Genomic DNA, 26,864 nt, shown 5'->3' with positions numbered 1-26,864 from the left:
TGGGTTCTCTATCAAAAAAGTGGAATTTTAGAAACAGAAGAGTAGTTTCCTTATCATTTGTTCATGGGACGATCATCGTCCCTTTTTTTGTTTCCCACAAAAAAAGATCGGAAAATTCCGATCTCATCATTCAATTGGAATGGTTGTGTTTGTTTCGATTTCTTTATGTTCTTTTGTAGGGATCACAATATGCAATTCTCCATTATCGAAACTTGCTTTGATGTCTTCTTGTTGAAGCTGATCGCCTACATAGAAGCTACGAGAATAAGAACCCGTCATTCGTTCTTGGCGAATAATCTTTCCGCTGTCATCTTTTTCTTCGTTGTTTGTGTTACGGTTTGCGGTAATTTTCAAATAACCGTTTTTCAGTTCCAACTGGATATTTTCTTTTTTGATGCCAGGAACTTCAATATCCAGATGATAGTTTCCATCTTTTTCTGTGATGTCTGTTTTCATGCAGCGGGATGGAACTAAATCAAAATCGTTATCAAAGAAATCGTCAAACAAATCAAATCCTCTAAATCCTGGGTAGTACTTCATATACATCGCCTCCATTTTCTTATGCGGTTGTTAAAACGCAGCCGTTGATCATGAAATAACTTCCCATCAAGGAGCTTTCCTTGATTACAATTCATATTATACTCAAATATTTAGCACTGTCAAGCACAGAGTGCTAAACGCTTCTAATTTTTGAAGGTTTTGCGTTTGATTTCCTGCTGATTTTTTTATATAACTCATTCGAATTTTCTATCATAAAGCAATGCAGCAATCAAAACAACAAAACAGGAACCGGCATTGTGTACTAAGGCTCCGGTAGTAGGAGTCAACACTTCCATAAGCGATAGAACGATTGCGGCAAAGTTGATACACATAGACAGGGTAATACTGGCTTTGATAGTTTTAACGGTTGCGTTCGAAAGGCGTTTCAAATATGGAATTTTAGAAATATCATCACTCATTAGAGCAATTTCTGCCGCATCTATGGCAATGTCACTGCCCATACTTCCCATTGCGACGCTTACATCGGCTGTTTTTAAGGCTGGTGCATCATTGACACCATCACCAATCATACAAACTTTACGGTTTTCAGCTTGTAATTCTTCGATGCTTGACACTTTTTGTTCGGGCAGAAGCTCTGCTCGAACTTCAGAAATACCGACTTGCCGGGCAAAATAATCAGCCGTTTTTTGATGATCACCTGTAAGCAGAACAGTACGGGTGTGCATATCCGAAAGACGGGATACCATTTCTTTTACTTCTGGGCGCAGTACATCAGAAAGTGCGATAATTCCAATACATTTGTGATCTTTTGCTACGAGAATAGAAGCTTTTCCTTGTGTACGCAGCCGCTCTAAAGCAGATTGCTCCATATCGTCAACACAAACACCATTGTCAGTGAGGAATTTTTCATTCCCGCAAATCAATATTTGCTTATTCACCTCTGCAATAATTCCTTTTCCAGCAGTCATTTTAAATGCGGTTGATTCTGTCAACAGAACTTTTTTTTCCTTTGCATACGTCACGATTGCCTTGCCTAAAGGGTGTTCGCTCTTGGCTTCAGCCGAAGCGGCCAGGGAAAGCAAGTCTGTTTCGCTGATTGTTTGATCAAAGGAAATCATATCGCTGACATCTAAGCGCCCATAGGTCAAAGTACCGGTTTTATCAAATGCAATCGTGTCCACTTTTCCCATTTTCTCAAGAGCTTCCCCAGATTTAATAATTACACCATGTTTTGTTGCTTGTCCGATTGCCGCCATAATTGCGGTCGGTGTTGCCAGTACAAGAGCACACGGACAGAACACAACGAGTACGGTGACTGCGGTGACGATATTTCCGGTAAATACATAGGCCAGAATTGCGATAAGCAGGGCAACGGGAACTAGCCAGCTTGCCACTCTGTCGGCAATTCTTTGCATAGGAGCTTGCTTATTCTCCGCATCCTGTACCATACGGATCAGCTTTTGCAAAGAACTGTTTTCGCCTACTTTTGTTGCAGAAATATCTATCGAACCAAAACGGTTGATCGTTCCACAAAAAACTTCTTCTCCTATGCCTTTGTCAATGGGAAGAGACTCTCCTGTCATAATAGATTGATCCACTGAGGTTTCTCCATTTACGATTGTTCCGTCGACCGGGATCGTTTCACCAGGCAGAATACGTAGAGTATCTCCTTGCCGGATTTCCTCTGCCGGTATCATTTCTTCTTTTCCGTTCTTTAATCTGCGTCCCTTTGTTGGGGCAAGACTGATCAGCTTTTTGAGACCTTTTTTTGCCCGGTTTGTCGTAGCTTCTTCTAGCAATGCCCCGATTGCCATGATGAACACAACTTCTCCTGCTGCAAACAAATCTCCGATTGCAATGGCGGCAAACATGGCAATACAAATCAAAAGAGCAGACGATATTTTGCTGATGCCGGAATTATGAATGATCCGCCATATCGCTAAATACAAAAGGGGAATACCACTGATTACGATAGTTACCCACGCTGGATCAAAGGGCAAAAACAAAAGCTGCACCGGTGCATTCCCAAACTCCTCCATCAGGTGCGGAACCAAATCCAAAAGCAGAAATATACCGGCTACAATCGTCATGGGAAGACCAGCCAGAAAATCATTGGTTTTCTTTAGCATCCTGTTTCCTCCAATCTTTGGAATAGTGTAAAACTTTCTTCTTGACGGTCGATTTTCATTAACGTACAATAAGTTCAATAGCAAACAATATGTTCTGTAAATATTGTAAATAATAAACAACTAACACGCAATGGACAATATTGGTTTTGTGTTTCCTATGGAACACTTTGGAAAATTTGTACGGAAGGAATGTTTATGGACAGACGACAGAAGAAAACACGATCGGCAATTTTTAATGCCTTTAGCAAGCTCTTAGCAGAAAAGAGTTATAACAAAATTACAGTACAAGAGATCATTGATACTGCAAATGTTGGTCGGACAACATTTTATGCACATTTTGAAACGAAAGATGATTTACTAAAAGCTTTATGTGAAGAACTATTCGGGCATATTATCAGCAGTACCTTAGATTGCACCCATACTCATGGACTGTATTCGAGCGGAAATGCTCCGGAGTCTGTTTTTTGTCATTTGTTGCAGCATTTACAAGAAAATGAAAACAATATAATCGAGCTACTTTCTAGCGAAAGCAGTGAACTTTTCCTACGGTATTTCAAAGACAGCTTGAACAAGCTGATAGAAAATCAGTTTGTGAATCAGAACCGGAAAAACAATACGGATATTCCACAAGACTTTTTACTTAATCATATTTCCGGAAGTTTTGTGGAAATGGTGCTGTGGTGGATAAAGAGTCGAATGAAACAAACACCAGAGGAATTAGACCGATATTTTCGAGCGGTCATTGAGCCAATCTTATAAAGAATGAAAAACACCTGATTCGTCAAAAACCAGGTGTTTTCTTATGGTGTATCGGCATGGTTCGAATTAGCTGATCATTCATAATAAAGTGTAACGGCCCGCAAGTTCTTCTTCGAGTCAGTCGATTCTTAGGCTTCATGATCGAGAAGATCTTTTTATCACGTATAAGCAGCCTAGAACGTTAACATCTTTTTCTTTTTTTCTTCCGGATGATCATTGTTCCGTCTCTTTCCAGTCAGGTCCAAGACCGTAAGGCGTAATACAGTGGTGGCCGGAATCATTTTTTCGTTGAATTTAAAATCTTCACTGTGATAGTGACGCATCAATATTTTTAAAGCTTCGTATTTTTTGTGTGGATCTGTGATTTGATCTATGAAGCCATGCCCAATTACACTGGCATATCCCATCGTACAGCTCATGCGATCTTCATAGAGAATAAATCGATGGTCGGTATCCATCTCAAAAGTCACTTTATTGTTCTTTTTCAGAAGTTCGAGTTTTGTTCCTTCGTTTGCGCAATGAAAGTAGAGGGTGATTTGTTTATTTTTGATCTCTACGCCAAAATTCAAAGGGACAATATAAGGATAGGGGTCATCGTGGATTGCCAATCGGCATACGTCGCATTTCTCGATGATGCGGATGATTTCTTCAAAATCATGTATTTCTCGATCTTTTCTTCGCATACAGCTCATCTCCTTTTTCTCTAATTATAATGATAATTTACCATTTATTAATATTACAAATGTTTTTCTTTCTTGAATTTTACCGAGTCATGATTGGGAGTTAATACAAATGGTTTAATTTAATACATGGAAACAAGGAGGAGACTTATGAACTTAAGATGGTTAAAAGGCGGAATGTGTGCTGCCTTGGCGTGTTCCCTGTTGGCAGGATGCTCCGAAGGGACACAGGAAGAAGCTGTAGATTTGAATTCTATGAGCTTTGATGAAATTACAGAACTTGCGAAAGAAGATGGAGAAGTAAACTCAGTGGGAATGCCAGATACTTGGGCAAACTGGGGAGAAACTTGGACCGAAATTGAAGAAACATATGGGATTACCCATACGGATACGGATATGTCAAGTGCGGAAGAATTGGCACTTTTCGCCAACGAAGCCAATGATGCGACCAAAGATATCGGGGACGTAGGACAATCGTTTGGTCCTGTTGCCGAAGAACAGGGAGTGACTTTACCATATAAAACTTCTTATTGGGACTCAGTTCCAGAATGGGCAAAAGATGATGACGGCGATTGGATCATCGGATATTATGGTACGATCACATTTATCACAAATAAAAATTTGGTTGATGAAGCACCAACAAGCTGGCAAGATATTTTAGATGGTGACTATACCTTAACGATTGGAGATGTTTCGGTTGCCACACAGGCACAAAGCGGTCTGTTGAGTGCTGCCATTGCGTTTGGCGGAGATGAATCAAACATTCAGCCAGGATTGGATTTCTTTAAAACATTGGCTGAAGAAGGTCGTTTAGACATGGGAGATGCCAGTGTAGCTCGTTTGGAAAAAGGTGAAATTGAAGTAGCGGTACTGTGGGACTATAACTCATTAGGATATCGTTCTCAAATCTTGGAAAATAATCCGGATGCCAACTTTGAGGTTTCCGTACCAACGGATGGAGCGATCCAAAGTGGATATTGTACGATCATCAACGCTTATACAAAACGTCCTTATGCAGCGGCTGTAGCGCGTGAATACATTTTGTCGGATGAAGGACAGATCAATCTTGCCAAAGGATATGCACGTCCGATTCGCGACGATGTAGAATTGCCAGAAGAAGTACAAGCAAACTTGCTGCCAGATGAACAATATACCAATGCCCGTTTCATTGAAGATCAGGAAGCTTGGGATGAAGCCGTTGCCGATCTAGCTAGTTCCTGGCAAGAACAGGTCGTTGCCTATGCCCAATAAAGCGGTTTTCGTTTTATTGGATGGATTACAAAGTCAATATGCCAAAGAGCATTTAGGATATCTGGAACATTTATCCGAAACAAATCGGGCGACAAAATATGAAGTGCTGGGGAATCTTCCCAGCTCTTCGCGTCCGATGTATGAGACGATCTTTACCGGGGTTGAAGCTTGTGAACATGGAGTGACCAATAACGGGATCTGTCGTCTTTCAAATCAGAAGCACCTGTTTGAATTGTTAAAGCAGGAAAATAAAAAGAGCCTTGCTTGTGCGTATTATTGGATCAGCGAGCTTTATCTGAGTGCTCCCTTTGATAAAGGGAAAGATATCTGGCATGAGGATCCAAATTCGATGATCGACCGAGGCTTTTTTTACTACGAAGACAGTTATCCGGATAATCATCTTTACTCGTTGGCTTCCAGCTTGATGGGCAAAGAAGATTATGACTTTGTATTGATTCATCCGATGAATATTGATGATGCAGGGCATCATTTTGGAGCGGGTTCGAAAGAATACAGTCGAGCCGTCATGCAAAATGATCACCAACTTTCGACCTATATTCCGCAATGGCTCAAACAAGGATACAGTGTGGTCGTAGGAGCGGATCACGGTATGAGTGTCAATGGCTATCATGGAGGAAACTCTGATGAGCAGCGCAGAACGGCTCTTTACATTATTGATGAACATGTACAAAAAGGTGTACAGACACAAGCGTTGACCACATTGGATCTGGCTCCTTTGTTATGTCGTTTGTTGGGAATCAACCCGTCTGAGAAAATGAAAGATTTGGAGGTGAAATTTGATGACTAAGACAAAAAAGAATACGAAGCTTTATTTGTTAGCTTTAGTTCCTTTCTTTGTGATCACATTTTTATTTGAGATCCTTCCTTTAATCAATGTTGTGATTGAAAGTTTTACAAAGACCGGGGGAGGCGGTTTTACCTTCGAACATTTCATCAAGATCTTTTCCACGCGGCTTTACCAGCAATCGATCTTTAATAGTATTTGGATCTCAGTTGTATCCGCATTGGCCGGGATCTTGATTGCTTTTTTAGGAGCGAAGGCGGCGAACGCTGCGAGTGCAAAAGTGCGTAATATCTTTACAAGTGTTTTGAATATTACCAGTAATTTTGCCGGAGTTCCGCTGGCGTTTGCGTTTATGATCCTTTTGGGAAATGTAGGGATCTTGACATTGATCGGAAAGAATTACGGGATCTCTTTTTTGGCAGATTTTGACTTATATACAATCAACGGGTTGTTGTTGACATATGTATATTTTCAAATTCCTTTAGCGACTTTATTGATGTTGCCCATTTTTTCCGGATTAAAGAAAGAATGGCGGGAAGCGGTTGGACTCTTAGGCGGAAACAGTTTCCATTATTGGTTCAAAGTGGCGATTCCGAGTCTTTTACCAAGTATATTAGGGACCTTTTCGGTTTTGTTTGCCAATTCTTTAGCAGCCTATGGAACGGCGTATGCTTTGTTGAGCAACAACATTGCCTTATTGCCGATCCGTATCTCTCAACAATATATTGGAGAAGTTGTTCAAAATCAGGAATTTGGCTGTGCTCTTTCCTTAGTGATGATGAGTTTGATGGTCATTTCTATCTTGATCACAAATAAATTTCAGAAACGTACCGGAGGTGCTTCATGAAAATAAAAACGCATTTTGGGGATGCCTTGATCTTGTTTCTTGTTGCGGCATTTCTTGTAGTTCCTCTCGTTCTAACTTTCTTTTATTCCGTTTTTACGGAATGGATGGATATTTTACCGACAGGGTTTACGTTAAATTTTTATGTCGAAATTTTCTCGGATGGAGCTTTTATCAATTCTTTGCTTCGATCGATTATTATTTCGATCATTCCTGTTGTGATCTGTACAATTTCCATTTTACTGGTGCTGTATGTGATCACGCTATATGTTCCAAGACTGGAAAAATATGTCGAGATTCTCTGTAATATTCCTTACGCGATCCAAGGAGTCATCTTGGCAGCGGGTGTGATTTCTCTATATTCAGGAAAGCCGGGCTTTTTATCAAATCGAATCTTTTTATTGGTGGGTTCTTACTGCATTATTGTGTTGCCTTATATTTTCCGAGGGTTGAAAAATACGATTGGGGCATTGAATGTGCGCTGTGTGATTGAGGCGGCTCAAGTATTGGGGTGTTCTAAATTGCACGCCTTCTTTACGATCGTGATCCCGCAGATGAAACGAGGGATCATCTCTACAATGATGCTTGCTTTTACGATGTTGTTTGCGGATTTTGTGGTTGTCAATATGATTGCAGGAAGTGCTTTCCGAACAGCGGGAATTTACTTATATCAGACCATGTCAAAATCCGGACAGATCTCCAGTGCCATTATTGTGATCTTGTTTATTACGACATTGATTATTTCAACACTCACATTGATGATTCAAAATAAAGCGGTGAAATCGACGAAAAGGAGGGAAGCGTAATGGCTTATATTGAGTTTCGAGGAATTTGTAAAAGCTATGATGGCATCAACCAGGTGCTTAAAAATATAGATTTAGATATTGAAAAGGGAGAATTGGTCACTTTGTTGGGACCCAGCGGTTGTGGAAAATCGACACTTCTTCGCTCTTTGGCAGGATTAGAAGATATCAATTCGGGACAGATTATTTTAGATGGAGAAGATATCACCCATACGCCTGTGCAAAAAAGAGGGATCGGCATGGTGTTTCAACAGTATTCTTTGTTTCAAAATATGAACGTGGAAGACAATATCGCATTTGGTTTGAAAATCGCAAAGATGGACAAAGCGCAGATCGAACAAAAAGTAAAGGCCGCTATTGAGATGGTAGACCTAGCCGGAAAAGAAAAGAGTTACCCAAGTCAACTTTCCGGGGGACAACAACAGCGCGTAGCCATTGCCCGTGCCATCGTGATGGAACCGAAAGTCTTATTATTGGATGAACCATTAAGTGCGATTGATGCGAAGCTGCGAAGAGAACTTCAGGAAAAGATCAAAAAAGTTCAAAAGGAATTAAAGATCACGACGATCTTCGTAACTCATGATCAAGATGAGGCAATGATCATGTCAGATCGAATTCATTTGATGAATCAGGGGATCATTGAACAAAGCGGACAGCCGGTACAATTGTATACGCATCCGGTTTCGAAATTTTCGGCCGAATTTATTGGACATTACAACATTTTGACTCCTGAACAGTTGACAAATTTCTTTCCGGAAAAACGTTTTCCCGGAAACTTCTATGCGATTCGTCCTGAAACATTCTTGTTGTCTTCGGAGCCGATCCAAGACCCAGAGTTTATGACATTTGAGGCTGAAGTCATGGATTTTATTTCTCGAGGAAATGTACTTCGATACACTTTAAAATGTAAAAATGTTACTTTTACTTCTGAAGTACTGTTTAGAAGTTTTGCCTTGTTTGACGTCGGCTCTGTCGTTCATGTAGGAATTGAAGAGCATAATCTCTTGATGTTGAATGATTAAAAAAAACTGCAGCTTGTGTGACTGCAGTTTTATTTTGCCGGAACAACTTGAAATGTAACTTTTTTGACTTCATCTTGATAAACGATCGTCACTGTATATTCTCCACAATCCAAGTACGATTTGCCTTTGGAAGCAACGTTGCATGCTGAATCGACAGAATATTGATCTTCGTCTAATAGTGGAGAGTATAAGATCGCATTTTGAAGTATCTGTTTAGGAGTGTTTGAATCCAGGAATGTTTCCGCACTGAGATTGATACATTCTCCTTCTTGAAAAACCAGATTATTTCGTACTTGTAATTTTGAAGCGTTTTGTGAGCATGAACTCAAGCCAAAAAATAATGCCAGCATGATGAAAAAAACCGGCAACCGCAAAACCATTTTCTTCCCCTTCATTATGTGATTGATCCCCTTAAATCAATAAAACCTTTCTTGGCGTTATTATAGCACAAGAAAGGTTTTATTTATGATGAAATTCTTGAAAATTTTCAGAATATCACTTTTCAATTTTTTTAGAGTATTCTTCTAAAAAATAACTTGGTGTTAAAGTCAGAATCCATCTTCAAAGAACGGGATTTTTTGAAGATGTTTTAAATTGTTCTTTGATTTGTTGCGCATACTGCATAGTTTTTTTGAAGGAATCTGAATTTTGAATCTTAGCATCATTGGAAACATAGACATATAGTTTATCTGAGTTTTTGAGTTCGATTTCTAAACCGACATATACTTTTCGATTCACCCACCAAAAATCATATGAAGTGACCAAGATTCGATGATCCAAAGGGAAAGGAATTTCTTCATTATGAAATTTGGCATCCTCAAAAATGATTTGGCATTTACAGACATCTTTCATCGGGTAGATGCCTTTGGATCCGGAAAGGATTTGAAAGGTTTGTCGGTCCTTGTCGAAAATAATATTGCCTATATCTTTTACTGGTTTCTTTGTTGAAAGATCTAGATGAAGAAGATCGGATAAAGGTATTTCATAGAAGTCGGCATATTTTTGCATCATCTCTAGATCTGGTTGAGATTTTCCTGTTTCATGATTTGAAATCGTTTGATGAGTCATAAACAATTTCTCAGCAAGCTCTTTTTGAGACAATTTATTTTTTGTTCTCAGAAAATGTAAATTGGATTGAAGGTATGTCATGATCGATCCCTCCTTTCAATATCATCATAAAATATAGAAAGAGAAGTGTCATGCAAAGAATATTAGAATCATTTAATTATTCATCTTTCATGGTCTTATTTCCAGTTATGATCGTTTTAAAATACTTTTTTAAAGTTTCTGCCACTTTTACATCGGCTTTGAACGCATCTGAGTAATGTTTTTGTTTGATGTTTGAAACGTAAACATATAGCTTTTCTTTATTCTTAAGTTCGATTTCAAGCCCGACATAGGTGTCGCGCAGTGTGACAAAAAAGGATTCAAAGGAACTAATCAATAGTCTGTGCGAAAAAGGTTTGGTTTTACCGTAATACTTGGCATCCTCAAAAACGATTTGGCATTTATAGACATCTTTCATCGGGTAGATGCCTTTGGATCCAGAAAGGATTTGAAAGGTTTGTCGGTCCTTGTCGAAAAGAATGTTTTTTGAATTGACGTTGTCCATTTTATAAGACTCATCATTTTTGTATTTCATAATGATTTTATCAATCAATTTTTTTATTTTCTCTGCTTCCTTAACATCTCTAATATGAAAATCAGTTTGTGTCCTGGTGGGCTGTTTGGAAGTGTAAATCGCAAGATGTGTTCCGTCTTTCATTGTTAATCTAAGTCCTACATAAAATGGTTGCTCAAGAATGTTCGCTTGAACCAGCCAATCAACTCCAGTGACAACTTGGTGAGTAAAAGGCTCTTCTTTTCCTTTATAACGGGCTTTCTCGTTTAGTATTTCACACTTTTTGATATTTTTATAGGAATATGTTCCTTTAGTTCCGCTGATAATGATAAAAACTTTGTCTCGTTTATCAAAAATGACACTGTCAAATATGATTCGCGAATTCTTTTCTTTTTTTGACAAGTCATTTAGAAGGAGGTCTTCTGCAGAAATATGATAAAAGTCAGCATATTTTTGAATTATGGAAAAATCAGGTTCTGTTTTTCCAGTTTCATGATTCGAAATAGTTTGATGTGTTAGAAACAAATGGTTTGCCAATTCTTCTTGCGTGTAACCATTTCTGGTCCGTAGATAATAAAGGTTCGATGCTAGATGTTTCATGTTGTACACCTCCTTCAATTACATTATATAGCACCGCAAGAAAAGTTGTCTCGCAAAGAAACTTTGCAAATCTAAAAAGGTCTATAAGAAGACAATTGAAAATGAAATTCAGAATATATTTGCCATTTCACTAAAAAAACGAGAATCAAATCTCGCTTTTTTCAATAAATTGACTTAATTTTAGACGGAACAGGATCATCTTAAATATTCTTTTTTCGCAAATATATAAATCAAATATAACAATACGATTGATAAAATAAAATATAAGATATTCATGATTGTTAGTGGTGAAATCACCATGCCTTGGACATCTAGAAATGTAAAACCTGATAAATGTGCTCTTGAATTTAATAATTGGTCGGGGAACAGTTTTACGAATGTAATTAGATTTGAATTCGATATATAATTCGTTAACCAGTCTGGCAGTAAAATCAATAAGAACACGACAGTTGAAGCAATTACAGTGGACCTTGATTTATAGGATATAAACATAGTAATACTAGAAAAAAATAAAGATCCCACTAAACCGCTAATCAGCATAATACCTAAAGCTTGAATGTTTGAAATATTCCAAGGAGATTTCCATCCAATAAAAAAGTTTGTTTGTGCTGGATTGAAAGCTCCATCAAATCCGAATGCACCTAAAATGATTAAGATATATACACTCATGACAATTGTATAAATTCCTATTGTCAACCACAGTCCGGCAGATATTTTTGACAAGGTCCCTTTTGATTTTCCTTTATAAGAACTCATGAGTATGGCTTTTGCTTTTGTTTTATCTTCATACGAGAATATTGGAGCAAGCAATAAACTGATAATTATGGCAGAAAAAATCTGTAGAATCGGCAATGAATTTGTTAAAACCTTCCATCCTTCCTGGTATGCATATTGCCAAGGAGTTTTATTCTCCTGATACTGTTTTCTATAGTAATTCTTTTGATTCTCAGTAAGTTCTTTGTTTGAGTTTAAATAGTTTTCTAAACCTTCGATTCGATTTTTATAGAAAGAAGAGCTTTGATCGGGAGATAATCGATCAATCAAGTAATAATCTAACTCACCAAATAATCGATAAGACTGATTGATCATGTCTCGAATATCATCATAACTTTGTTGAAGAGAATAAACTTGATTTGAAAGAGTCATATCGGTTGTTCCTGGATAATAATCCGGGTGTGCCTCTAATATGTCCTGATTGGTTTGTAAGACTTTCTTAATCTGTTCTTCTGTTAAAATACCATTCCATTGAGATTTTTCTTCCTTCAATTTTTGGATAGCGTTTAATCCTGAAATGGAAGTTCCGTCTGGGTATACATATTGTGTACTTTGAATATGATAAAATGCAGTAAAAATCAAGATGGCTCCTAATAACCCTAAAAGAAGTTTGTATCCTGTTCGAGTGAATATTTTGTTAAGCTCATAAAACAACATGTGATTCAGCCTTCTTTCTGTTATAAAAAAGGAATACGTCTTCCAATGTGCATTCATCAGGAATGGCTGCTGGATCAGGAGAGTCTTTACAAAGCATGCGGATGATTTCTTTGTCATTCGATTTATTAAAGCTTGTAATGAGTCTGTTTTGTTTATATAAAGACGCGTTAGTCAAATCAGTTTTGATTTTCCATGCTCGAATCGGAGTGTTTTGAATCAACTGATCCACAGATCCTGAGTCTAATATTTTTCCTTTCTGCATAAGGATGATTTGATCTGCAATATGTTCTATGTCTGAAACGATATGAGTTGATAAAAGAATGATTTTATCAGATGACAGTGAACTTAGTAATTGACGGAATCGATATCGTTCCTCTGGATCCAATCCTGAAGTTGGCTCATCTAAAACTAATATTTTTGGGTCATTCAATAAAGCTTGCGCTATGCCTATTCTTTGAATCATACCGCCGGAAAACTTTTTAATTTTTTTATTTCTAACTTCCCATAAGGACATGACTTGCAGAAGATCTTTGATTCTTTTTCTGGCAACAGAAGGTTTGATGGCTTTTATTGAAGCTATATATCTCAAATAATCTAAAGGATTTAGATCCGGATAGTATCCAAAATCTTGGGGAAGGTACCCAAGTATATTTCTATAATCATCATTTAATTTAAAAATGTCTTTATCATCTAAAAGTATTTTTCCTGCGCTAGGTTTCATTAATGAAGTTAACATTCGAATCAATGTCGTTTTACCAGCTCCATTCTCTCCCAGCAGTCCTATAATTCCAGGGCGCAAACTGATGGAAATGTGATCAACCGCTTTTATATCGGAATATTCTTTTGTTAAGTTTATAAGGTTTAATTTCACGCTTGTACCTCCTTACATTTTTGTATTAAATGACAAACCATGAAAATCAATAAAATGCATGAAAACAAGAATAGTAATAGCCATAAGGGATACGATAAGGATCGGTAGAGATTTTCATTTGAAATAACAAGCAACCATCCTATTGTAAATAAGAAACAAAGACTGATGGGTAAATAGGGTTCTCGTCCGGGATAAAATGCCAGACACCCGAGCATCAAGATACAGATGCCGTTAAACGGGATCAACAATTCAAAAATCATGTTTTCAATTCCTTGAGGAAATGTAAAGAGCCATAATGTGGTGAGGCCAAATAAATCAATTGCGCCAAATAGGATCAATCGAGCCAAGTAAATATCTCTAATCGTATGGACTGAACTGTTTTCTATATCTTCCATATTGTTTTTTCGTGATTTCCATAATTCAGGTAAAATCAACAATGTGAAAATAGGGATGATCACCGCTATAGCTTTTCTTTCTATAGCTTGTGAAAAGCCCAAATTCAATAGGGTCCATAATATGATCAAACACATAAACTGCAGGGCCCACCATCTTTTTCGAATAAATAAATATTGAAAGTAAAGAAACTCAAAAATTGAAGGTTTTTCCTCTTTTTCATGATTCCAAAAGGCTTCGATGGATTTTTCTATGGTTTGTTGAACATGTTCTTCTTGAGTCATATTTGTTCCTCCATTGTCGTTCTGATATATTTTTTTGCTTGGGACAATCTATATTTAACTAAAGGAATACTGATATTTAATATTTTTGAGATCTCTTTGATTTTTAAGCCTTGGTAGTAATACAACTCTATGACCATCTGTAGTGATACAGGCAGATTTTGTATAGAATCTCTTAGACTTATGCGCTCTTCTATAGAGATGGATTCAAATTTAACATGGATGTTATCATCAAAAGTCACGGTATCTTTTTTTGCTTTATAGTGATTGATGCATAAATTACCAGCTATTACATATAAATAGTTTCTGGCTTTCCCATAATGTTTATAAGATGAAAAGTTAGAAAAAAAGCGCATAAAAACTTCTTGTGTAAGATCCATGGCATCTTCTTTGGAAGAAGTACGACGTTCACAATATTTCAATATATCCGGATAGTATTTTCGAATAAAATCTTCAATAGCTGAAGAATCTCCACATTTTATTTTTTGGATTAGAAGAGAATCTTCATCCGATTTACTGAGCGTAAAATTCATAAGATAAAACCTTTTTCATTATATTAAACAAATTAAAATTCAAAAAGATAGGAGACTTAATAAAAAAAGATAAATAAACATTGTTCTTGGTATGTCGTTTCATTGGTCAGTTGATCCAAAAAAGTGGAGAACAATTGCTATAATATATGTTTTTAACTTCTGCATAAATTTCAATTTGGCTGTGTTTCAGATAGTTTAGGCCGTCGTATCATTGATATCCAATTCTGTCATCTTCTGAATCTGTTTTGAATCTACAAAATGTAATTTGTAAAACGCAAGAGCATTTGGGAATTCACCAATGATATGTATCAAACTATCCTTTTTAGTGAATGGCATTTGTTTCAAAGAGACCAATTATTATATAGATCGTCATAATTCGTTTTCCATCTCTTTTCTACCTGCAGCCACAAAAAAAAGCGAGAATCAAATCTCGTTTTTAAAAGAAGAGGATGAGTAAGCTGTTTAGTTTGATTTTACCTATCTGCAATTTTCTAGAAGCCATACATTCTGCATGCTGGTGGGCTTTGTGGTGAATTAGGAACTCCAATAAATGATTTTCGATTTAACGTAACGGTCCTTAATAATTTTCCACTCTGATTTCTGTATCCATATCTATCATACCATCTATATAGAGGGCATCCTGTGGCAGCTCTGTAATAATAAGTTTGGTCTATTTATCTTTGATCAGCAATTGCAGAGGAAATTGAATTTCATCTGCAAACAAATAATTGTTTCGGTTCTCCCTGCAATGATCTTCTATCAATTCATGGAGTTTATGATAATCTTTGATAGCATAGAACGATAAATCTGTAAAAATAATATAAATGATATTTACGTGATTATCATTTTTTTAATTTGCTCAATATAAGTTTTCCTTAACTCGCTTTTCCCGGACCGACGGATTCCAGTAATTATTTTTATATCTGGTGTACCCTGTAAATCAATAGGCCAATTCAAATAGTTATTCCTTGTAATATATTTCATAAGCTTATCCAGTTTTAAAACTTTTTTACTGATTATAATATTAGTATAAAACAATACTAATACGAGGTTGCTATTATGCAAAAAGAATGGAAACAATTAAGCAGAGAAAAAAAACAAGTTTTTTCAAAAATAAGAAATCGCATGCGAGGGATGGGTATTAATAATGCTGCGTATAACGATCTTCTAAATACAGTATTTATGGATGTTCAAAATCAGTTTTCTGAACTATCCGATTATGAAAATTATTGTCAAAAGATAGCCGAAAAAACTTTACGTAAAAACTTTTTAGAATGGTTCTTCCTGATAACGGCAGGCACATTACTCATTTTATTTATCGAAATGCTGTCAGATTTCTTATGGCTTGGAAATAATTTACCATATAATGAGATCTGTATTTCTTTATTGGACATCATCTATGGAATTAATCTATTCTTCCTTATATTTTGGATGAACCTTGTTATTTCTTGGAATACTTTCGAATTTAACTTTTATCGATGGATCCTTTGGGGTATGTATGCTTTATTTAGTATCATTTTATTTAAAATCTTTATCCCGGATGTGGTTTTTACAATTTCACTTTATGAACTTATTCTTCTCGGAGTATTCGCTTTAGCATTTATCTTAATTTATAAATACTATAGTAAGTATCGTTATAAAAAACGCGAAACATCCGAATAGTAATTTCAAACTTTGAAGTCTTTATTTTTCAAAACAACGATAATGAGTGAAATAATCGCAATCAATATTCCAAGCGAAAAAAGTGAGATTTGAACAATTTGGTTAAATTCCACGATCCCGCCAAATAGTGCGGCCATCATACCAAATGAAAGAAATGAATCGAGCTTGGTTCGGTTTTCAAAAGGGTTCTTTTTGCGGATATTCCATTCTACGACCAACAAGATTCCTAACATAAATACGGAGATAGATAGACAATAAATCGTGCTCAGTTCAGGGTTCTCTTGGTTTGTAAATATGACCATTATTCCTGCTATGCTGGTAATGAAAACTGTTAAAGATTTAAATATCAGGTATTTTTTCATAAAATGGCTCCTTTCAAAGCAAATCTTTTTCTAGAAAAGAAATTGCCTTTTTGATCTTTATTCGCAGTATGATTCCAAATCCCCATACAAAACCGCCGCAAACCATGATAAGCATTGCCTGAAAAATTGTTTTTGCGAAAAGTTTTGTCAGGGTAATGGTGATAATAATTCCAACAAGAATCAAAAGTTCTGTCAATATTCCAAATGTCAACAATTCCGATTTTGTCTTGAAAATTTCCATTGCGGATTGATCGCCTTGTATTAATTTCTCTTTTTCGTTCATTTTTTTGCCATAGAGAAGTTCAGAAATTTGAATATCAAGGGCGTTGCATAAAGGTTCATATAAAGAAAGGTCCGGCATAGTTTTTCCATTTTCCCATCTGGAAATGGATTTGTCACTAACATTTAGTGTTTCTGCTAATTGCGCTTGTGTAAGACCTTTTTCTTTTCGACATTTATAAATGAATTGTCCTATATCTTTCTGGTTCATAAATTTTTCCTCTGATTATATTCTAGTATAGCTTGTTAAAAAGAACAGGACAGAAAATGAGAAAAAGATGATTAACATAAAAAAGCCTTTATCTAAAGCGATAAAGGCATATTTTAGAGATGGTGGTCTCAGTCGGAATCGAACCAACGACACAAGGATTTTCAGTCCTTTGCTCTACCAACTGAGCTATGAGACCATGGTTGCGGGGGAAGGATTTGAACCAACGACCTCCGGGTTATGAGCCCGACGAGCTACCAGACTGCTCTACCCCGCGATGTGAGATTAAATTGAATGGCGGAGAAGCTGGGATTCGAACCCAGGCGCCGCGCTAACGACCTACCGGTTTTCAAGACCGGACCCTTCAGCCACTTGGGTACTTCTCCAAACGTTTCTGAGAATGGTGGACCCTGTAGGACTCGAACCTACGACCCGCCGGTTATGAGCCGGATGCTCTGACCAACTGAGCTAAGGGTCCAAAACTCGTTGGTGGCTGAGGTGAGACTCGAACTCACGACCTTCCGGGTATGAACCGGATGCTCTAGCCAACTAAGCTACCCAGCCGAAATATAAAAATGGTCGGGACGACAGGATTTGAACCTGCGACCCCTTGATCCCAAATCAAGTGCACTACCAAGCTGTGCTACGTCCCGATTCTAAAAGGATGGCGCGCCCAGCAGGAGTCGAACCCACAACCTTTTGATCCGTAGTCAAACGCTCTATCCAATTGAGCTATGGGCGCACATGCACGATTCGTGCCTACTTAATATAGCACAGCGTTTTCGCTTTTGCAAACGTTTTTTAATCTGAATCCGGAAAAAGTTGTAAATGATCGAAAATGACACGCTCTTTTCTAGATGATTTTGATATTTATCGTTATTTTGTCAACGGAGTGGTATAATAAAATCATGGAAAAGATGAAACAAGTAAAGGGCAAGCTGATCGTTTCGTGTCAGGCTTTGCCGGAAGAACCATTGCATTCTTCCTTTATCATGGGACGTATGGCGATTGCAGCCAAACAAGGTGGTGCCCAAGGCATCCGTGCTAACAGTGTAAGCGATATTGAAGAAATCAAGAAACAAGTCGATTTGCCGGTGATCGGGATCATCAAAAGACAATACGGAGACAATCCGGTCTATATCACTCCAACGATGAAAGAAATCGATGAACTGATGACTGTTGCTCCGGAAGTGATTGCCGTCGATGCGACATGTCGACAGCGCCCGGACGGAAAGAGCCTGGATGAATTCTATCAGGATATCCGTGCGAAATATCCTTCCCAACTGCTGATGGCCGACTGTTCGACTTTAGATGAAATGCTCCATGCAGCTGAGCTGGGATTTGATTTTGTCGGTACGACCTTGGTTGGCTATACCGAAGAATCTAAAGGACTGCATATTGAATCTAATGATTTCGAAATCATTCGCGAACTGTTATCTAAGATCGACAAACCGGTGATTGCCGAAGGAAATATCGATACACCGGCCAAGGCAAAACGCGTATTGGAACTTGGTTCATACAGCGTCGTTGTCGGATCGATCATCACTAGACCACAAGTGATCACTAAACGATTTGCAGATGCAATCGGATAGGCCACAATCGTGGTCTTTTTTTTCACTTATTGATATAATAGGAACATTGGAGGTGAAAGCCAATTATGCTCTCAAAAGAAGAATGCGAAGTTTTATTACAACGATGCTTAAAAGGAAATGCCGACTTCGCGGAAATTTTTGAAGAAGATACTGTCAGCGAAGGGATCTCCATGGTCGAAGGCGAGATTGAAGAAGTCAATCGAATCGTTCGGGCCGGCGTGGGGATCCGCCTATATAAGGATGTTCAATCGGTCTATGGATATACCAACGAATTGGATATGAACAGTTTAAATGCCCTGATCGATGGATTGCGGGATGCTTTTGGACAAGCTGATCATGATAAAGAAATCCATTTAGAAAGAGTCGAGATCGAAAACCGCCATCCGGTTGTGATCGATCCTATCGAAGCGCCTTTATCACAGAAGACACAGTTGTTGATGGAAGGCTACCAGGCCGCCAAGAAACAAGACAAACGAATCGTCAAAGTAACGGGTTCGTTGAGCAACGTGCATCAAAATGTTCAGATTGCCAATACTCAAGGACGTCTTGTACAAGATACTCGTGTGCGCACTCGTCTGGCGATCAGTGCTTATGCCCAGGAAGGCGAGAATATGCAGTCGGGAAGCGACAGCCCGGGAGCCAGCCAAGGCTTGGAGTTTTATGAAACCCGTACACCAGAATCGATTGGAAAAGAAGCGGCCCGCAGTGCTTTGGTTTTATTAGAAGCCCAAGATTGTCCATCCGGCAAAATGCCGGTCATCATCGATAATGGCTTTGGCGGCGTGATCTTTCACGAAGCGTGCGGTCATTCCTTGGAGGCGACTTCCGTTGCCAAAAATCAAAGTGTGTTTACCGGGAAATTAGGCCAGGCGATTGCCAATTCTTGCGTGACGGCCATCGATGACGGAACGATTCCTAACGCATGGGGAAGCGAAAATGTAGATGATGAAGGTTTCCCGCAACAAAAACGTGTGTTGATCCGCAATGGAATCTTAGAAAATTATATGGTGGATCGTTTGAATGGCAGAAGGATGAATCAGCCATCCACAGGATCGGCCCGACGCCAATCGTATAAATTTGAACCGACCTCCCGTATGACAAATACATATATCGCTCCGGGAAAAGATAAATTTGAAGATTTATTTGAAGGAATCGAAAAAGGATTATATGCCCGAAAGATGGGCGGCGGCAGTGTCAACCCGCAGACGGGCGAATTTAATTTTGCGGTCAATGAAGGCTATTTGATCGAAAACGGAAAGATCACCAAACCCGTCAAGGGAGCCAGCTTGATCGGAAACGGGAAAGAGATCCTGATGGATATCGATCGCGTCAGTGATAATTTGTCGAGGGCACAAGGAATGTGCGGGTCCAGTTCAGGAAGCATCCCGGTGGATGTGGGACAGCCGGCGATCCGCGTATCGAAGATCACGGTAGGAGGTACCGCTCATGAATAAGCAAGCATGGATCCAATGTGCCCTGGAAAAAGGCATGGACAGTTTAGAGATCTATCAGTCTTTGTCTTCCCGCCGTTCGATGACCTGGTATGAAGGAAAACTAGATACCTTGACCAACAGTCGTGTGATGGGAACCTCCATTCGCGGGGTCTATCAAGATAAAATGGCCAATATGGCTTTTGAAAAAATTGCGGACGAAGATAAAGAAAAAGTCATCGATCAATTGATCGAACAAGCGAAACTGCTGTCAACCAAAGAACCCGATCAGATCCGGGAACCGGAATCGTTTGAAATCGTAAAAAAAGAGACAAAATGGGTACGCCCTTCTAACGAACTCGTTCAACAGACTCTACAAGACTTGGAACAGAAACTCAAAGCGTATGATTCAAGGATCCTTCAAGTCAATGAATTAGGATACGAAGAAGCTTTCGGATCCCGATGCATCACCAATTCTTTAGGGTTGGATGTACAGGACGAAGATCAAATGCAGATCCTGATGGCGTATGTTGTGGCCGGGCAAGGCGAAGATGTCCAAGTCAATTATGAAGTGGAGATCGTAGAAGACTTAGCTCGTTTTGATTTGGATGCTTTTGTGAAAAAAGTGTGCGACAAGGCTCTTGAAAAACTGCAGGCTTCTTCCATTCCTTCCCAGAGCATGCCCGTCATTTTTGAATCCGAGGCCATGACTTCACTGTTTGAATCCTTTGTGGGACTGTTCAATGGAGAACTCCTCTATAAAGGGATCTCTTGTTTGAAGGATAAGATGAATGAAAAGATCTTTTCTGACAAGATCACGATCGTCGATGATCCTCGCAATACCGATGCCTTATCGATCGCTAATTTTGACGACGAAGGCTGCCCGACCTATAGAAAGACGCTTGTCGAACAGGGCGTTTTTGTGCAGGCCTTACATTCAACCAAGACCGCAAACTGTATGCATACGCAAAGTACCGGGAACGGCTTCAAATCCGGTTATGCATCTACGGTCGGTGTTTCGCCGATGAATTGTCAGATCATACCGGGAAACCATTCTTTAGAAGAGTTATGCCAAATCATGAACGATGGCTTGGTCATTACCGACCTGCAAGGCCTTCATGCCGGCATTGATTTTGTGTCGACCAATTTCTCTTTACAGGCTTCCGGCTATCTGGTCAAAGAGGGAAAACGCAGCCAAAGCGTTACCTTGATCACAGTGGCAGCCAATTTCATGGAATTGATGCGTTCTGTGATGGAGGTCGGTAACGATCTGGACTGGAGCTATCATACAATCAAAAGTCCAAGTATTTATTTTGAAAAATGTGCAATTAGTGGAGAGTGAAAAATATGGCATATGTGAATACCGGCATGCAAGCCGCTTTAAAGGAATTAAAACAACAAGATACACCGCAAATTCGAAATGTGATCATTGAACTCTTATTTACCAGCCCGCTTTACGTAGCTGCCACCTGGGATAAGGAACCCATCCGGGATGAAAAAGGAAATATGACATTTCCGCCGGATACGCACTTCTCATTGTTGACGATCCAAACAACCGAGAAACAGCGATTCTTCCCGATGTTTACCTCCAAAGAGGAAAGTGAAAAATGGAGCGGATCACAAGGCGCCAAGATGTTGTTGTTGAAATACGATCAATATATTCCCATCGTGGAAATGGCGCAAAAGGATATCTCCGGGATCGTGTTAGATCCTTATGGATCCAATATTCCGTTTACGACCGCTTTGTTGATGAACTTGAAAAAACATCCGCGACATACGGCTTTACGCGAGACCAAGATCGAAAAAGGAGAAAAAGTAAGCTTGCGAGATCCTTCCTTCGATGTCACGGACCTTAAAGAAGCACTGATCCAGTACGGGAAAGAACATCCTAACATCCGTTCCATCATCTTGAAAGAAAGAATCGTGACCGATCAGCCCAGCCACTGGTTTTTAGTGGTGGATATGGAACCAGAGGATCCGCATTTTCTTCAAGATATGGCCAGAGCGTGTGCTCGCTGCAGTCACGGCAAACAATTTGAATTCATTTTTGCCAGCTTGCGTTTAGCACAAGATATTTTATCCAAGAATACACCGCTCTATACCAAGGCAGAGGCTTAGCTTCTGTCTTTTTTCATGTATAATAAGAGTATGTTTATTTCTCAGTCTATTCAGTCGATCCTGCAAACTTTGAATCATAACGGCTATCAGGCTTATGTTGTAGGCGGGTGTGTTCGCGATGCCTTGTTGGGAAAAGAATATACAGATGTCGACATCTGTACGGATGCGCTTCCGGAAGTTGTCCAGTCTTTGTTTGAACATACGATCCCCACGGGGATCCGCCATGGGACAATCACAGTATTGATGCCGGAACCTGTGGAGATCACGACATTTCGTAAAGAATCCGATTACCGGGATCATCGCCATCCTTCTGCGATCACTTTTGTTTCTACGATCGAAGAAGATCTTTCCAGACGAGATTTTACGATCAATGCCATGGCTTATCATCCCGATACCGGCTTGATCGATCCTTTCGGCGGCCGGCAAGATCTTCAAGACCGTAAGATCCGCTGTGTAGGCGATCCGGATACACGCTTTCAGGAAGACGCTTTGCGCCTGTTAAGAGCTCATCGCTTTTGTGCGAAACTGCAATTTACCATGGAAGAAAACACCAAGGCGGCACGGATGCGGAACACTTCTTTGATTCGCTATATTGCGGTAGAACGGATCCGCAAAGAACTGATCCAGATCTTAGAATACGATCCTTATCAAATCGAACAGATGATCGACTTATTATCTCCCTGGATCCCGGAATTAAAAGATTGTCTTTTGTGCGAACAACATTCCTTATGGCACGATACCAATGTGCTTCATCATTCTTTGCGGGCCATTTCCTTTTTGAAACCCTTTGACGAAATATTAGCCTATGCGCTGTTGTTTCATGATATCGGGAAGCCATCCGTAAAAACAACCAAAGAAGGGATCGATCATTTCTACGGGCATCCGCCTGTAAGTTCGAATATGGCCAAAAGGATCGTCCATGATCTAAAGCTTCCATCCCGCTTTCAAAAAGAGATCCCGGCATTGATCGAATTTCATGATGAAAAACTGGCCTGCAAATTAAAGACGATCTATCGCTATCGGATCGAAAGAGGGTGGAGCGATCAAAGAATGCGGCTTTTCTTTCGCCTTCGTCAGTGCGATATCATGGCCCATTCGGCTTATGGACAAAAGTCTCTGGAAGATCTCAATGCTTTTATAGAATATTATGATTCTCAAAGGGATCGGCCTATGAGTTTCGAAGATTTGGCCATCGGCGGCAAGGAAGTTTTAGAACATACTACACAAAGGGGAAAAGCGATCCACGACACTTTAAAACAACTGCTGCAATATGTATTTTATTACCCCGAAAAGAATCAAAAAGAGATTTTGATCTCGTTGTTAAAGGAAGGAAGGTTTGTATGACGATCTTGATCGTAGCTTGCTTGGTGATCTTGATCCTTTGTGTATTGTTTTTGGCAATCCAGATCAAATCACAAAATCAGAAACAAGAAGATTCCCTAGTTCAAATGAAGCTTCAGAAAAAAGAAGAAGAGACAAGAAGCATTTTAGAACAAAAACAAATACAGGAAACATTTCACCAACTCAATGGTCAGCTTCAAACCCTGGCTAAAGAATCGGCATTGAGTCAACAGTCTTTATCCTGGATGCATGAGCATATTCAGTCCATGAACAAGATCATGACCAATACCAAGAGAAGAGGAAATTGGGGCGAATACCAGCTGGAATCCTTGCTGAAGATCTATGCGGGCGAAAATCCCCGCATCTTTTCGATGCAGTTTATGTTGAACAATCATAAGATTGCGGATGCGATCCTGCACCTTCCGAGAACAGAAAAAGTATTGTGTATCGATTCTAAATTCCCAGTGGAGAACTTTTTGAAGATCGATGAAGATCCGGACAGCTATTCGAAACTGTTTCGGATGAACATGAAAAAACACATTGATGATGTGGCAGCTAAATATATCACCGAACAAACAGTCGACCAGGCGATCTTGTTTATCCCCAGCGAAGCCATTTATCAATATGTGTGCGGCTCTATGGATGATATGTTAGATTACGCTTTGACACAACATGTTCTTTTGACCTCGCCGACGACTTTGGTGGGCGTGATCTTTACATTGCTTGCCAGCACGCGCGATTTTTATCGATCCTCTCACATCCAGGAAATCGAGAAAAACATCGTACGTCTTCAGGAAGATATCGACCGGTTAAAGGATAGAAATGAAAAAGTCGTGCGCACATTAGAAACCCTGAACAATCAAGTGGGCTTGGTCACAACGAGCACGCAGAAAATTTCAAAAAAGATGGATGAAATCGTGAAAGGAAAAGATGTACAATGATCCAGACAATCAAAGGAGATATTACCCGCTTAGATTTTGACATCATCGTCAATGCCGCCAACAACCAGCTTTTACCAGGCGGCGGTGTCTGCGGAGCGATCTTTGCGAAAGCCGGACAAGGCCTGATTGAAGAATGTCAAAAAATTGGTTATTGTCCAACAGGGCAAGCGGTCTTGACCCAAGGATACGGACTTCCTGCCAAAGCGGTGATCCATACGGTAGGTCCGGTTTATCATGGGACGGAACAAGATGCTCTGGATCTGCAGGCTTGTTACTGGAATACGCTTTCTTTGGCGTATGATTATTTGATCGATCAAAACTTGAATCGTTTGAATTTGGCATTCCCCTGCATTTCGACAGGGATCTTTGGGTATCCGCACGAAGAAGCCTGCGCGATTGCCGTGTCGACTGTTCAGAAGCTGATGCGCCAATACCCGGATGCGAAACGGATCCATGTCACTTTCGTTTGTTACTTGGAAGAAGATTATCTGCTGTATAAAAAGGAGCTGAAGCTGCGATGAGATCGGCCGTAGAGATGAGCCATCTTTTTTTGCGAGAAGCACTCCATCCGCAGGCCATCTGTGTGGATGCTACGTTAGGGCATGGCAAAGATGCTCAGTTTTTCTTGGAGCAAGGATGCAGACAAGTGATCGCGTTTGAGATCCAGGAAGATGTTTTAACGGATACGGTTCAAAGAATTGCCGATCCTCGTTTAGAAGCCTATTGTCAAGGGCATGAGACAATGGATGCGATTCTTTCACAAAAAGCGGATGCGATGATCTTCAATTTCGGGTATTGTCCGCAAGTTGAGTCTTGTGTGCAAACTTCCTGGCCAACCAGTTTGGAAGCGGTTCAAAAAGGACTGCAGCTCTTACGAAAAAAAGGCCGTATGGCTTTAGTGTTTTATCCGCACGAGCAAGGGCAGATCGAGGCTGAGCGCATTGAAGCGTTTTTAAGGACATTGGATCCGCATGATTATTGGGTGATTGCCTTTCATCCCTTGAATCAAAGCACGTCTCCTTATTTGGTGGGAGTGGAAAAAAGAAAAGAAACCTCATGATGAAGTTTCTTGATGAATATAAGACTCATAGTATCGGGCTCTTTCTTCTTGGTGAAGGGTCCGATATTGTTTTGCCAGAAGGTAGGCCAAAATAGTTTTCTCGCTGGGAGAAGCTTTCTGAAAAGCTTTTTCCATGCCGGGCAGGGCATCGGTCTTGTGCGCAATCAGGATATCATAAAGCTGATGCGCATGCGCCTGCAAAGAAGGTTCGTCAAAACTGTCGATCTCTTTGAGGTAGAGCTTGCTCTTTTCTTTGTTTTCTTCATAGACATAGTGCTCAAAAGCCATCGAACAAATTTCCAGTCGCTGTTCTTTCTTTTTGGCCAGTTTTTCGACGATTTGGAACTGCTTTTGGATACTTTCTTGATCATCCGATAACAGATATCGGTTTAATTTTAGGAATTCAATTTGATAAAGCGGGAAAAACAACCGAACCAAGGGGGAACGGATCTCTTTATCAAATTGTTCGAAGTCAAGAGATTGAAGCTGCGCTATCCATCGTTTTTGATGATGGCTGCGGTAAAACTGGGCCCCTGCCAGATAGAAGATGGCTAGGCCAACTAAGATCCCAAAACTCCAGGCAGAATGATCTTCCATTTATTTTAACTTCCTTTTTAATTCCTCAAAATCAATGTCGTTTGTTTCGTGAAAATGAATGATTTCCGTATCATTTTGATAGCGAGGGATCAGATGAACATGAAAGTGTTCAACACTTTGTCCGGCCGCTTCATGAATATTAGAAAGAACATTGATACCATCACAGCCGAGTTCTTTTTCTAAACGATGGGCAAGCATTTGCGCAACCTCAAAAACATGATCCCGCAAAGAAGCAGGACAATCCAAAAAAGAAGCACAATGTTCTTTGGGAATGACCAGCGTATGGCCTTTGGCGGTAGGATTAATATCTAGAAATGCCAATACAGTATCATCTTCATAGATGCAATGGCTGGGAATTTCTTTTTTCGCAATGGAACAAAAAATACACATGATGAGATCCTCCTGATTATTTTCTTCATTATACAACAAATGCCCATAAAAAGTGAAAAGCCAGGCTAAGGGGGTGCCTGACTTTTCAAAAAATTAAGGGGATAGAAAATAGTATGAATATCAAAATGACTTCATACCGGCAAGGTCTTCTATTCCTTGCTTGCACTAAGTATAGCACAGCCAAAAACAAAAAATGTGTGAATATTATGGGAAAATATGTGAAATAGAATCGAAATGATCACTTTGTGGGGATTTTGAACCCGTTTTAAGCCTTTTTTTCATAGAGCTACCCCAAAATGAATCTGAAAAAGTGAAAAAATCAAATAAAACCACTTCCTTTCCATTTTTGGCCTTAAGGAT

The 26,864-nt window shown here is 39.4% G+C and carries 29 protein-coding genes and 7 tRNA genes; 15 read left to right on the top strand and 21 right to left on the bottom strand.

Annotated elements, in window-relative coordinates:
- Positions 1-126: 126 nt before the first annotated feature.
- Positions 127-540 carry an Hsp20/alpha crystallin family protein gene (locus tag Q0J48_RS00775; protein WP_296240703.1) on the bottom strand — a complete coding sequence of 138 codons (414 nt, stop codon included), beginning with the start codon at positions 538-540 and terminating at the stop codon, positions 127-129.
- 194 nt (positions 541-734) lie between these two features.
- The gene (locus Q0J48_RS00770; protein ID WP_296240700.1) at positions 735-2,630 is read right to left on the bottom strand and encodes a cation-translocating P-type ATPase; all 1,896 of its coding nucleotides are present in this window, start codon (positions 2,628-2,630) and stop codon (positions 735-737) included.
- Positions 2,631-2,825: 195 nt separating this feature from the next.
- Here Q0J48_RS00770 and Q0J48_RS00765 point away from each other — a divergent pair, with 195 nt between their 5' ends.
- Entirely contained in the window at positions 2,826-3,389 is a 564-nt protein-coding gene (locus tag Q0J48_RS00765; protein WP_296240699.1) for a TetR/AcrR family transcriptional regulator, read from the top strand.
- 173 nt (positions 3,390-3,562) lie between these two features.
- Here Q0J48_RS00765 and Q0J48_RS00760 read toward each other — a convergent pair whose 3' ends face one another.
- Positions 3,563-4,072: a pyridoxamine 5'-phosphate oxidase family protein gene (locus tag Q0J48_RS00760; protein WP_296240697.1), complete on the bottom strand. Its 510-nt coding sequence runs from the start codon at positions 4,070-4,072 to the stop codon at positions 3,563-3,565.
- Between the two features lie 147 nt (positions 4,073-4,219).
- On the opposite strand from Q0J48_RS00760, the gene Q0J48_RS00755 reads away from it, so the two are divergent.
- From Q0J48_RS00755 to Q0J48_RS00735, 5 genes are read left to right on the top strand one after another with little or no spacing between them, the layout of a single operon-like run.
- Positions 4,220-5,320 carry an extracellular solute-binding protein gene (locus tag Q0J48_RS00755; protein ID WP_296240695.1) on the top strand — a complete coding sequence of 367 codons (1,101 nt, stop codon included), beginning with the start codon at positions 4,220-4,222 and terminating at the stop codon, positions 5,318-5,320.
- A complete protein-coding gene (locus Q0J48_RS00750; RefSeq protein ID WP_296240693.1) occupies positions 5,310-6,128 on the top strand; it encodes an alkaline phosphatase family protein in 819 nt (272 codons plus the stop codon). Before Q0J48_RS00755 ends, Q0J48_RS00750 begins: the two co-directional genes overlap by 11 nt.
- Entirely contained in the window at positions 6,121-6,972 is an 852-nt protein-coding gene (locus Q0J48_RS00745; RefSeq protein ID WP_296240692.1) for an ABC transporter permease subunit, read from the top strand. Before Q0J48_RS00750 ends, Q0J48_RS00745 begins: the two co-directional genes overlap by 8 nt.
- Entirely contained in the window at positions 6,969-7,775 is an 807-nt protein-coding gene (locus Q0J48_RS00740; RefSeq protein ID WP_296240690.1) for an ABC transporter permease, read from the top strand. Before Q0J48_RS00745 ends, Q0J48_RS00740 begins: the two co-directional genes overlap by 4 nt.
- Positions 7,775-8,794 (top strand): ABC transporter ATP-binding protein, encoded by a 1,020-nt coding sequence (locus tag Q0J48_RS00735; protein ID WP_296240689.1) that lies wholly within the window; start codon positions 7,775-7,777, stop codon positions 8,792-8,794. Before Q0J48_RS00740 ends, Q0J48_RS00735 begins: the two co-directional genes overlap by 1 nt.
- Before the next feature lie 29 nt (positions 8,795-8,823).
- Here Q0J48_RS00735 and Q0J48_RS00730 read toward each other — a convergent pair whose 3' ends face one another.
- The 7 genes from Q0J48_RS00730 to Q0J48_RS00700 all read right to left on the bottom strand — a co-directional run bounded on the left by Q0J48_RS00730 (position 8,824) and on the right by Q0J48_RS00700 (position 14,524).
- A complete protein-coding gene (locus tag Q0J48_RS00730) occupies positions 8,824-9,189 on the bottom strand; it encodes a hypothetical protein (protein ID WP_296240687.1) in 366 nt (121 codons plus the stop codon).
- Between the two features lie 166 nt (positions 9,190-9,355).
- Complete coding sequence (locus tag Q0J48_RS00725) at positions 9,356-9,943, bottom strand: helix-turn-helix transcriptional regulator (protein ID WP_204686329.1); 588 nt, start codon at positions 9,941-9,943, stop codon at positions 9,356-9,358.
- Between the two features lie 76 nt (positions 9,944-10,019).
- Complete coding sequence (locus tag Q0J48_RS00720; RefSeq protein ID WP_183376691.1) at positions 10,020-11,015, bottom strand: helix-turn-helix transcriptional regulator; 996 nt, start codon at positions 11,013-11,015, stop codon at positions 10,020-10,022.
- Positions 11,016-11,210: 195 nt separating this feature from the next.
- Complete coding sequence (locus Q0J48_RS00715) at positions 11,211-12,446, bottom strand: hypothetical protein (protein WP_296240682.1); 1,236 nt, start codon at positions 12,444-12,446, stop codon at positions 11,211-11,213.
- Entirely contained in the window at positions 12,433-13,317 is an 885-nt protein-coding gene (locus Q0J48_RS00710; protein WP_289570460.1) for an ATP-binding cassette domain-containing protein, read from the bottom strand. The genes Q0J48_RS00715 and Q0J48_RS00710 overlap by 14 nt, the downstream gene beginning before the upstream one ends.
- The gene (locus Q0J48_RS00705) at positions 13,314-13,994 is read right to left on the bottom strand and encodes a hypothetical protein (protein ID WP_296240681.1); all 681 of its coding nucleotides are present in this window, start codon (positions 13,992-13,994) and stop codon (positions 13,314-13,316) included. Before Q0J48_RS00705 ends, Q0J48_RS00710 begins: the two co-directional genes overlap by 4 nt.
- A complete protein-coding gene (locus Q0J48_RS00700; RefSeq protein WP_289570462.1) occupies positions 13,991-14,524 on the bottom strand; it encodes an RNA polymerase sigma factor in 534 nt (177 codons plus the stop codon). The genes Q0J48_RS00705 and Q0J48_RS00700 overlap by 4 nt, the downstream gene beginning before the upstream one ends.
- Before the next feature lie 1,059 nt (positions 14,525-15,583).
- On the opposite strand from Q0J48_RS00700, the gene Q0J48_RS00695 reads away from it, so the two are divergent.
- Positions 15,584-16,186 (top strand): hypothetical protein, encoded by a 603-nt coding sequence (locus Q0J48_RS00695; RefSeq protein WP_296240676.1) that lies wholly within the window; start codon positions 15,584-15,586, stop codon positions 16,184-16,186.
- 5 nt (positions 16,187-16,191) lie between these two features.
- Here the strand turns inward: Q0J48_RS00695 and Q0J48_RS00690 are convergent, their stop codons facing one another.
- From Q0J48_RS00690 to Q0J48_RS00650, 9 genes are all read right to left on the bottom strand, one after another.
- Positions 16,192-16,548, bottom strand: a complete 357-nt coding sequence (locus Q0J48_RS00690; RefSeq protein ID WP_183376460.1) for a hypothetical protein — start codon at positions 16,546-16,548, stop codon at positions 16,192-16,194.
- 13 nt (positions 16,549-16,561) lie between these two features.
- Positions 16,562-17,038, bottom strand: a complete 477-nt coding sequence (locus Q0J48_RS00685; protein ID WP_296240674.1) for a helix-turn-helix transcriptional regulator — start codon at positions 17,036-17,038, stop codon at positions 16,562-16,564.
- A 120-nt stretch (positions 17,039-17,158) separates the two neighbouring features.
- Positions 17,159-17,234 (bottom strand) — tRNA-Phe (locus Q0J48_RS00680).
- 1 nt (position 17,235) lies between these two features.
- Positions 17,236-17,312, bottom strand: a tRNA-Met gene (locus Q0J48_RS00675).
- Positions 17,313-17,330: 18 nt separating this feature from the next.
- Positions 17,331-17,421, bottom strand: a tRNA-Ser gene (locus tag Q0J48_RS00670).
- Positions 17,422-17,436: 15 nt separating this feature from the next.
- Positions 17,437-17,513, bottom strand: a tRNA-Ile gene (locus tag Q0J48_RS00665).
- 9 nt (positions 17,514-17,522) lie between these two features.
- Positions 17,523-17,599, bottom strand: a tRNA-Met gene (locus Q0J48_RS00660).
- 12 nt (positions 17,600-17,611) lie between these two features.
- A tRNA-Pro gene (locus tag Q0J48_RS00655) sits at positions 17,612-17,688 on the bottom strand.
- 12 nt (positions 17,689-17,700) lie between these two features.
- Positions 17,701-17,777, bottom strand: a tRNA-Arg gene (locus Q0J48_RS00650).
- Between the two features lie 166 nt (positions 17,778-17,943).
- Between Q0J48_RS00650 and Q0J48_RS00645 the strand changes: the two genes are divergently transcribed.
- From Q0J48_RS00645 to Q0J48_RS00610, 8 genes are all read left to right on the top strand, one after another.
- A complete protein-coding gene (locus Q0J48_RS00645; RefSeq protein ID WP_296240673.1) occupies positions 17,944-18,627 on the top strand; it encodes an N-acetylmannosamine-6-phosphate 2-epimerase in 684 nt (227 codons plus the stop codon).
- Positions 18,628-18,692: 65 nt separating this feature from the next.
- Positions 18,693-20,081: a TldD/PmbA family protein gene (locus Q0J48_RS00640; RefSeq protein WP_296240672.1), complete on the top strand. Its 1,389-nt coding sequence runs from the start codon at positions 18,693-18,695 to the stop codon at positions 20,079-20,081.
- The gene (locus tag Q0J48_RS00635; protein ID WP_296240671.1) at positions 20,074-21,399 is read left to right on the top strand and encodes a metallopeptidase TldD-related protein; all 1,326 of its coding nucleotides are present in this window, start codon (positions 20,074-20,076) and stop codon (positions 21,397-21,399) included. Before Q0J48_RS00640 ends, Q0J48_RS00635 begins: the two co-directional genes overlap by 8 nt.
- 5 nt (positions 21,400-21,404) lie before the next feature.
- Positions 21,405-22,175 (top strand): enhanced serine sensitivity protein SseB C-terminal domain-containing protein, encoded by a 771-nt coding sequence (locus Q0J48_RS00630; RefSeq protein ID WP_296240670.1) that lies wholly within the window; start codon positions 21,405-21,407, stop codon positions 22,173-22,175.
- A gap of 30 nt (positions 22,176-22,205) precedes the next feature.
- Entirely contained in the window at positions 22,206-23,519 is a 1,314-nt protein-coding gene (locus Q0J48_RS00625; RefSeq protein WP_296240669.1) for a tRNA nucleotidyltransferase, read from the top strand.
- On the top strand, positions 23,516-24,457 hold the full coding sequence (locus Q0J48_RS00620; protein ID WP_296240668.1) for a DNA recombination protein RmuC: 942 nt from the start codon (positions 23,516-23,518) through the stop codon (positions 24,455-24,457). Before Q0J48_RS00625 ends, Q0J48_RS00620 begins: the two co-directional genes overlap by 4 nt.
- The gene (locus Q0J48_RS00615; RefSeq protein ID WP_296240667.1) at positions 24,454-24,978 is read left to right on the top strand and encodes a macro domain-containing protein; all 525 of its coding nucleotides are present in this window, start codon (positions 24,454-24,456) and stop codon (positions 24,976-24,978) included. The genes Q0J48_RS00620 and Q0J48_RS00615 overlap by 4 nt, the downstream gene beginning before the upstream one ends.
- The gene (locus Q0J48_RS00610) at positions 24,975-25,517 is read left to right on the top strand and encodes a class I SAM-dependent methyltransferase (protein ID WP_296240666.1); all 543 of its coding nucleotides are present in this window, start codon (positions 24,975-24,977) and stop codon (positions 25,515-25,517) included. Before Q0J48_RS00615 ends, Q0J48_RS00610 begins: the two co-directional genes overlap by 4 nt.
- Here Q0J48_RS00610 and Q0J48_RS00605 read toward each other — a convergent pair.
- Together Q0J48_RS00605 and Q0J48_RS00600 are read right to left on the bottom strand one after the other, a co-directional pair.
- The gene (locus Q0J48_RS00605; protein WP_296240665.1) at positions 25,512-26,114 is read right to left on the bottom strand and encodes a hypothetical protein; all 603 of its coding nucleotides are present in this window, start codon (positions 26,112-26,114) and stop codon (positions 25,512-25,514) included. The genes Q0J48_RS00610 and Q0J48_RS00605 overlap by 6 nt on opposite strands.
- Positions 26,115-26,504, bottom strand: a complete 390-nt coding sequence (locus Q0J48_RS00600) for an HIT family protein (protein WP_296240662.1) — start codon at positions 26,502-26,504, stop codon at positions 26,115-26,117.
- Positions 26,505-26,864: the final 360 nt, after the last annotated feature.

Source organism: uncultured Faecalicoccus sp., assembly GCF_944325745.1.
GTDB lineage: Bacteria > Bacillota_I > Bacilli_A > Erysipelotrichales > Erysipelotrichaceae > Faecalicoccus.
Note: the sequence above shows the minus strand (reverse complement) of the source record. Positions and strands in the feature narration are given on the sequence as shown.

Coding starts and splice junctions, on each gene's coding strand:
- Q0J48_RS00775 (WP_296240703.1), bottom strand. CDS start 540: ATGAAGTACTACCCAGGATTTAGAGGATTTGATTTGTTTGACGATTTC.
- Q0J48_RS00770 (WP_296240700.1), bottom strand. CDS start 2,630: ATGCTAAAGAAAACCAATGATTTTCTGGCTGGTCTTCCCATGACGATT.
- Q0J48_RS00765 (WP_296240699.1), top strand. CDS start 2,826: ATGGACAGACGACAGAAGAAAACACGATCGGCAATTTTTAATGCCTTT.
- Q0J48_RS00760 (WP_296240697.1), bottom strand. CDS start 4,072: ATGCGAAGAAAAGATCGAGAAATACATGATTTTGAAGAAATCATCCGC.
- Q0J48_RS00755 (WP_296240695.1), top strand. CDS start 4,220: ATGAACTTAAGATGGTTAAAAGGCGGAATGTGTGCTGCCTTGGCGTGT.
- Q0J48_RS00750 (WP_296240693.1), top strand. CDS start 5,310: ATGCCCAATAAAGCGGTTTTCGTTTTATTGGATGGATTACAAAGTCAA.
- Q0J48_RS00745 (WP_296240692.1), top strand. CDS start 6,121: ATGACTAAGACAAAAAAGAATACGAAGCTTTATTTGTTAGCTTTAGTT.
- Q0J48_RS00740 (WP_296240690.1), top strand. CDS start 6,969: ATGAAAATAAAAACGCATTTTGGGGATGCCTTGATCTTGTTTCTTGTT.
- Q0J48_RS00735 (WP_296240689.1), top strand. CDS start 7,775: ATGGCTTATATTGAGTTTCGAGGAATTTGTAAAAGCTATGATGGCATC.
- Q0J48_RS00730 (WP_296240687.1), bottom strand. CDS start 9,189: ATGAAGGGGAAGAAAATGGTTTTGCGGTTGCCGGTTTTTTTCATCATG.
- Q0J48_RS00725 (WP_204686329.1), bottom strand. CDS start 9,943: ATGACATACCTTCAATCCAATTTACATTTTCTGAGAACAAAAAATAAA.
- Q0J48_RS00720 (WP_183376691.1), bottom strand. CDS start 11,015: ATGAAACATCTAGCATCGAACCTTTATTATCTACGGACCAGAAATGGT.
- Q0J48_RS00715 (WP_296240682.1), bottom strand. CDS start 12,446: ATGTTGTTTTATGAGCTTAACAAAATATTCACTCGAACAGGATACAAA.
- Q0J48_RS00705 (WP_296240681.1), bottom strand. CDS start 13,994: ATGACTCAAGAAGAACATGTTCAACAAACCATAGAAAAATCCATCGAA.
- Q0J48_RS00700 (WP_289570462.1), bottom strand. CDS start 14,524: ATGAATTTTACGCTCAGTAAATCGGATGAAGATTCTCTTCTAATCCAA.
- Q0J48_RS00695 (WP_296240676.1), top strand. CDS start 15,584: ATGCAAAAAGAATGGAAACAATTAAGCAGAGAAAAAAAACAAGTTTTT.
- Q0J48_RS00690 (WP_183376460.1), bottom strand. CDS start 16,548: ATGAAAAAATACCTGATATTTAAATCTTTAACAGTTTTCATTACCAGC.
- Q0J48_RS00685 (WP_296240674.1), bottom strand. CDS start 17,038: ATGAACCAGAAAGATATAGGACAATTCATTTATAAATGTCGAAAAGAA.
- Q0J48_RS00645 (WP_296240673.1), top strand. CDS start 17,944: ATGGAAAAGATGAAACAAGTAAAGGGCAAGCTGATCGTTTCGTGTCAG.
- Q0J48_RS00640 (WP_296240672.1), top strand. CDS start 18,693: ATGCTCTCAAAAGAAGAATGCGAAGTTTTATTACAACGATGCTTAAAA.
- Q0J48_RS00635 (WP_296240671.1), top strand. CDS start 20,074: ATGAATAAGCAAGCATGGATCCAATGTGCCCTGGAAAAAGGCATGGAC.
- Q0J48_RS00630 (WP_296240670.1), top strand. CDS start 21,405: ATGGCATATGTGAATACCGGCATGCAAGCCGCTTTAAAGGAATTAAAA.
- Q0J48_RS00625 (WP_296240669.1), top strand. CDS start 22,206: ATGTTTATTTCTCAGTCTATTCAGTCGATCCTGCAAACTTTGAATCAT.
- Q0J48_RS00620 (WP_296240668.1), top strand. CDS start 23,516: ATGACGATCTTGATCGTAGCTTGCTTGGTGATCTTGATCCTTTGTGTA.
- Q0J48_RS00615 (WP_296240667.1), top strand. CDS start 24,454: ATGATCCAGACAATCAAAGGAGATATTACCCGCTTAGATTTTGACATC.
- Q0J48_RS00610 (WP_296240666.1), top strand. CDS start 24,975: ATGAGATCGGCCGTAGAGATGAGCCATCTTTTTTTGCGAGAAGCACTC.
- Q0J48_RS00605 (WP_296240665.1), bottom strand. CDS start 26,114: ATGGAAGATCATTCTGCCTGGAGTTTTGGGATCTTAGTTGGCCTAGCC.
- Q0J48_RS00600 (WP_296240662.1), bottom strand. CDS start 26,504: ATGTGTATTTTTTGTTCCATTGCGAAAAAAGAAATTCCCAGCCATTGC.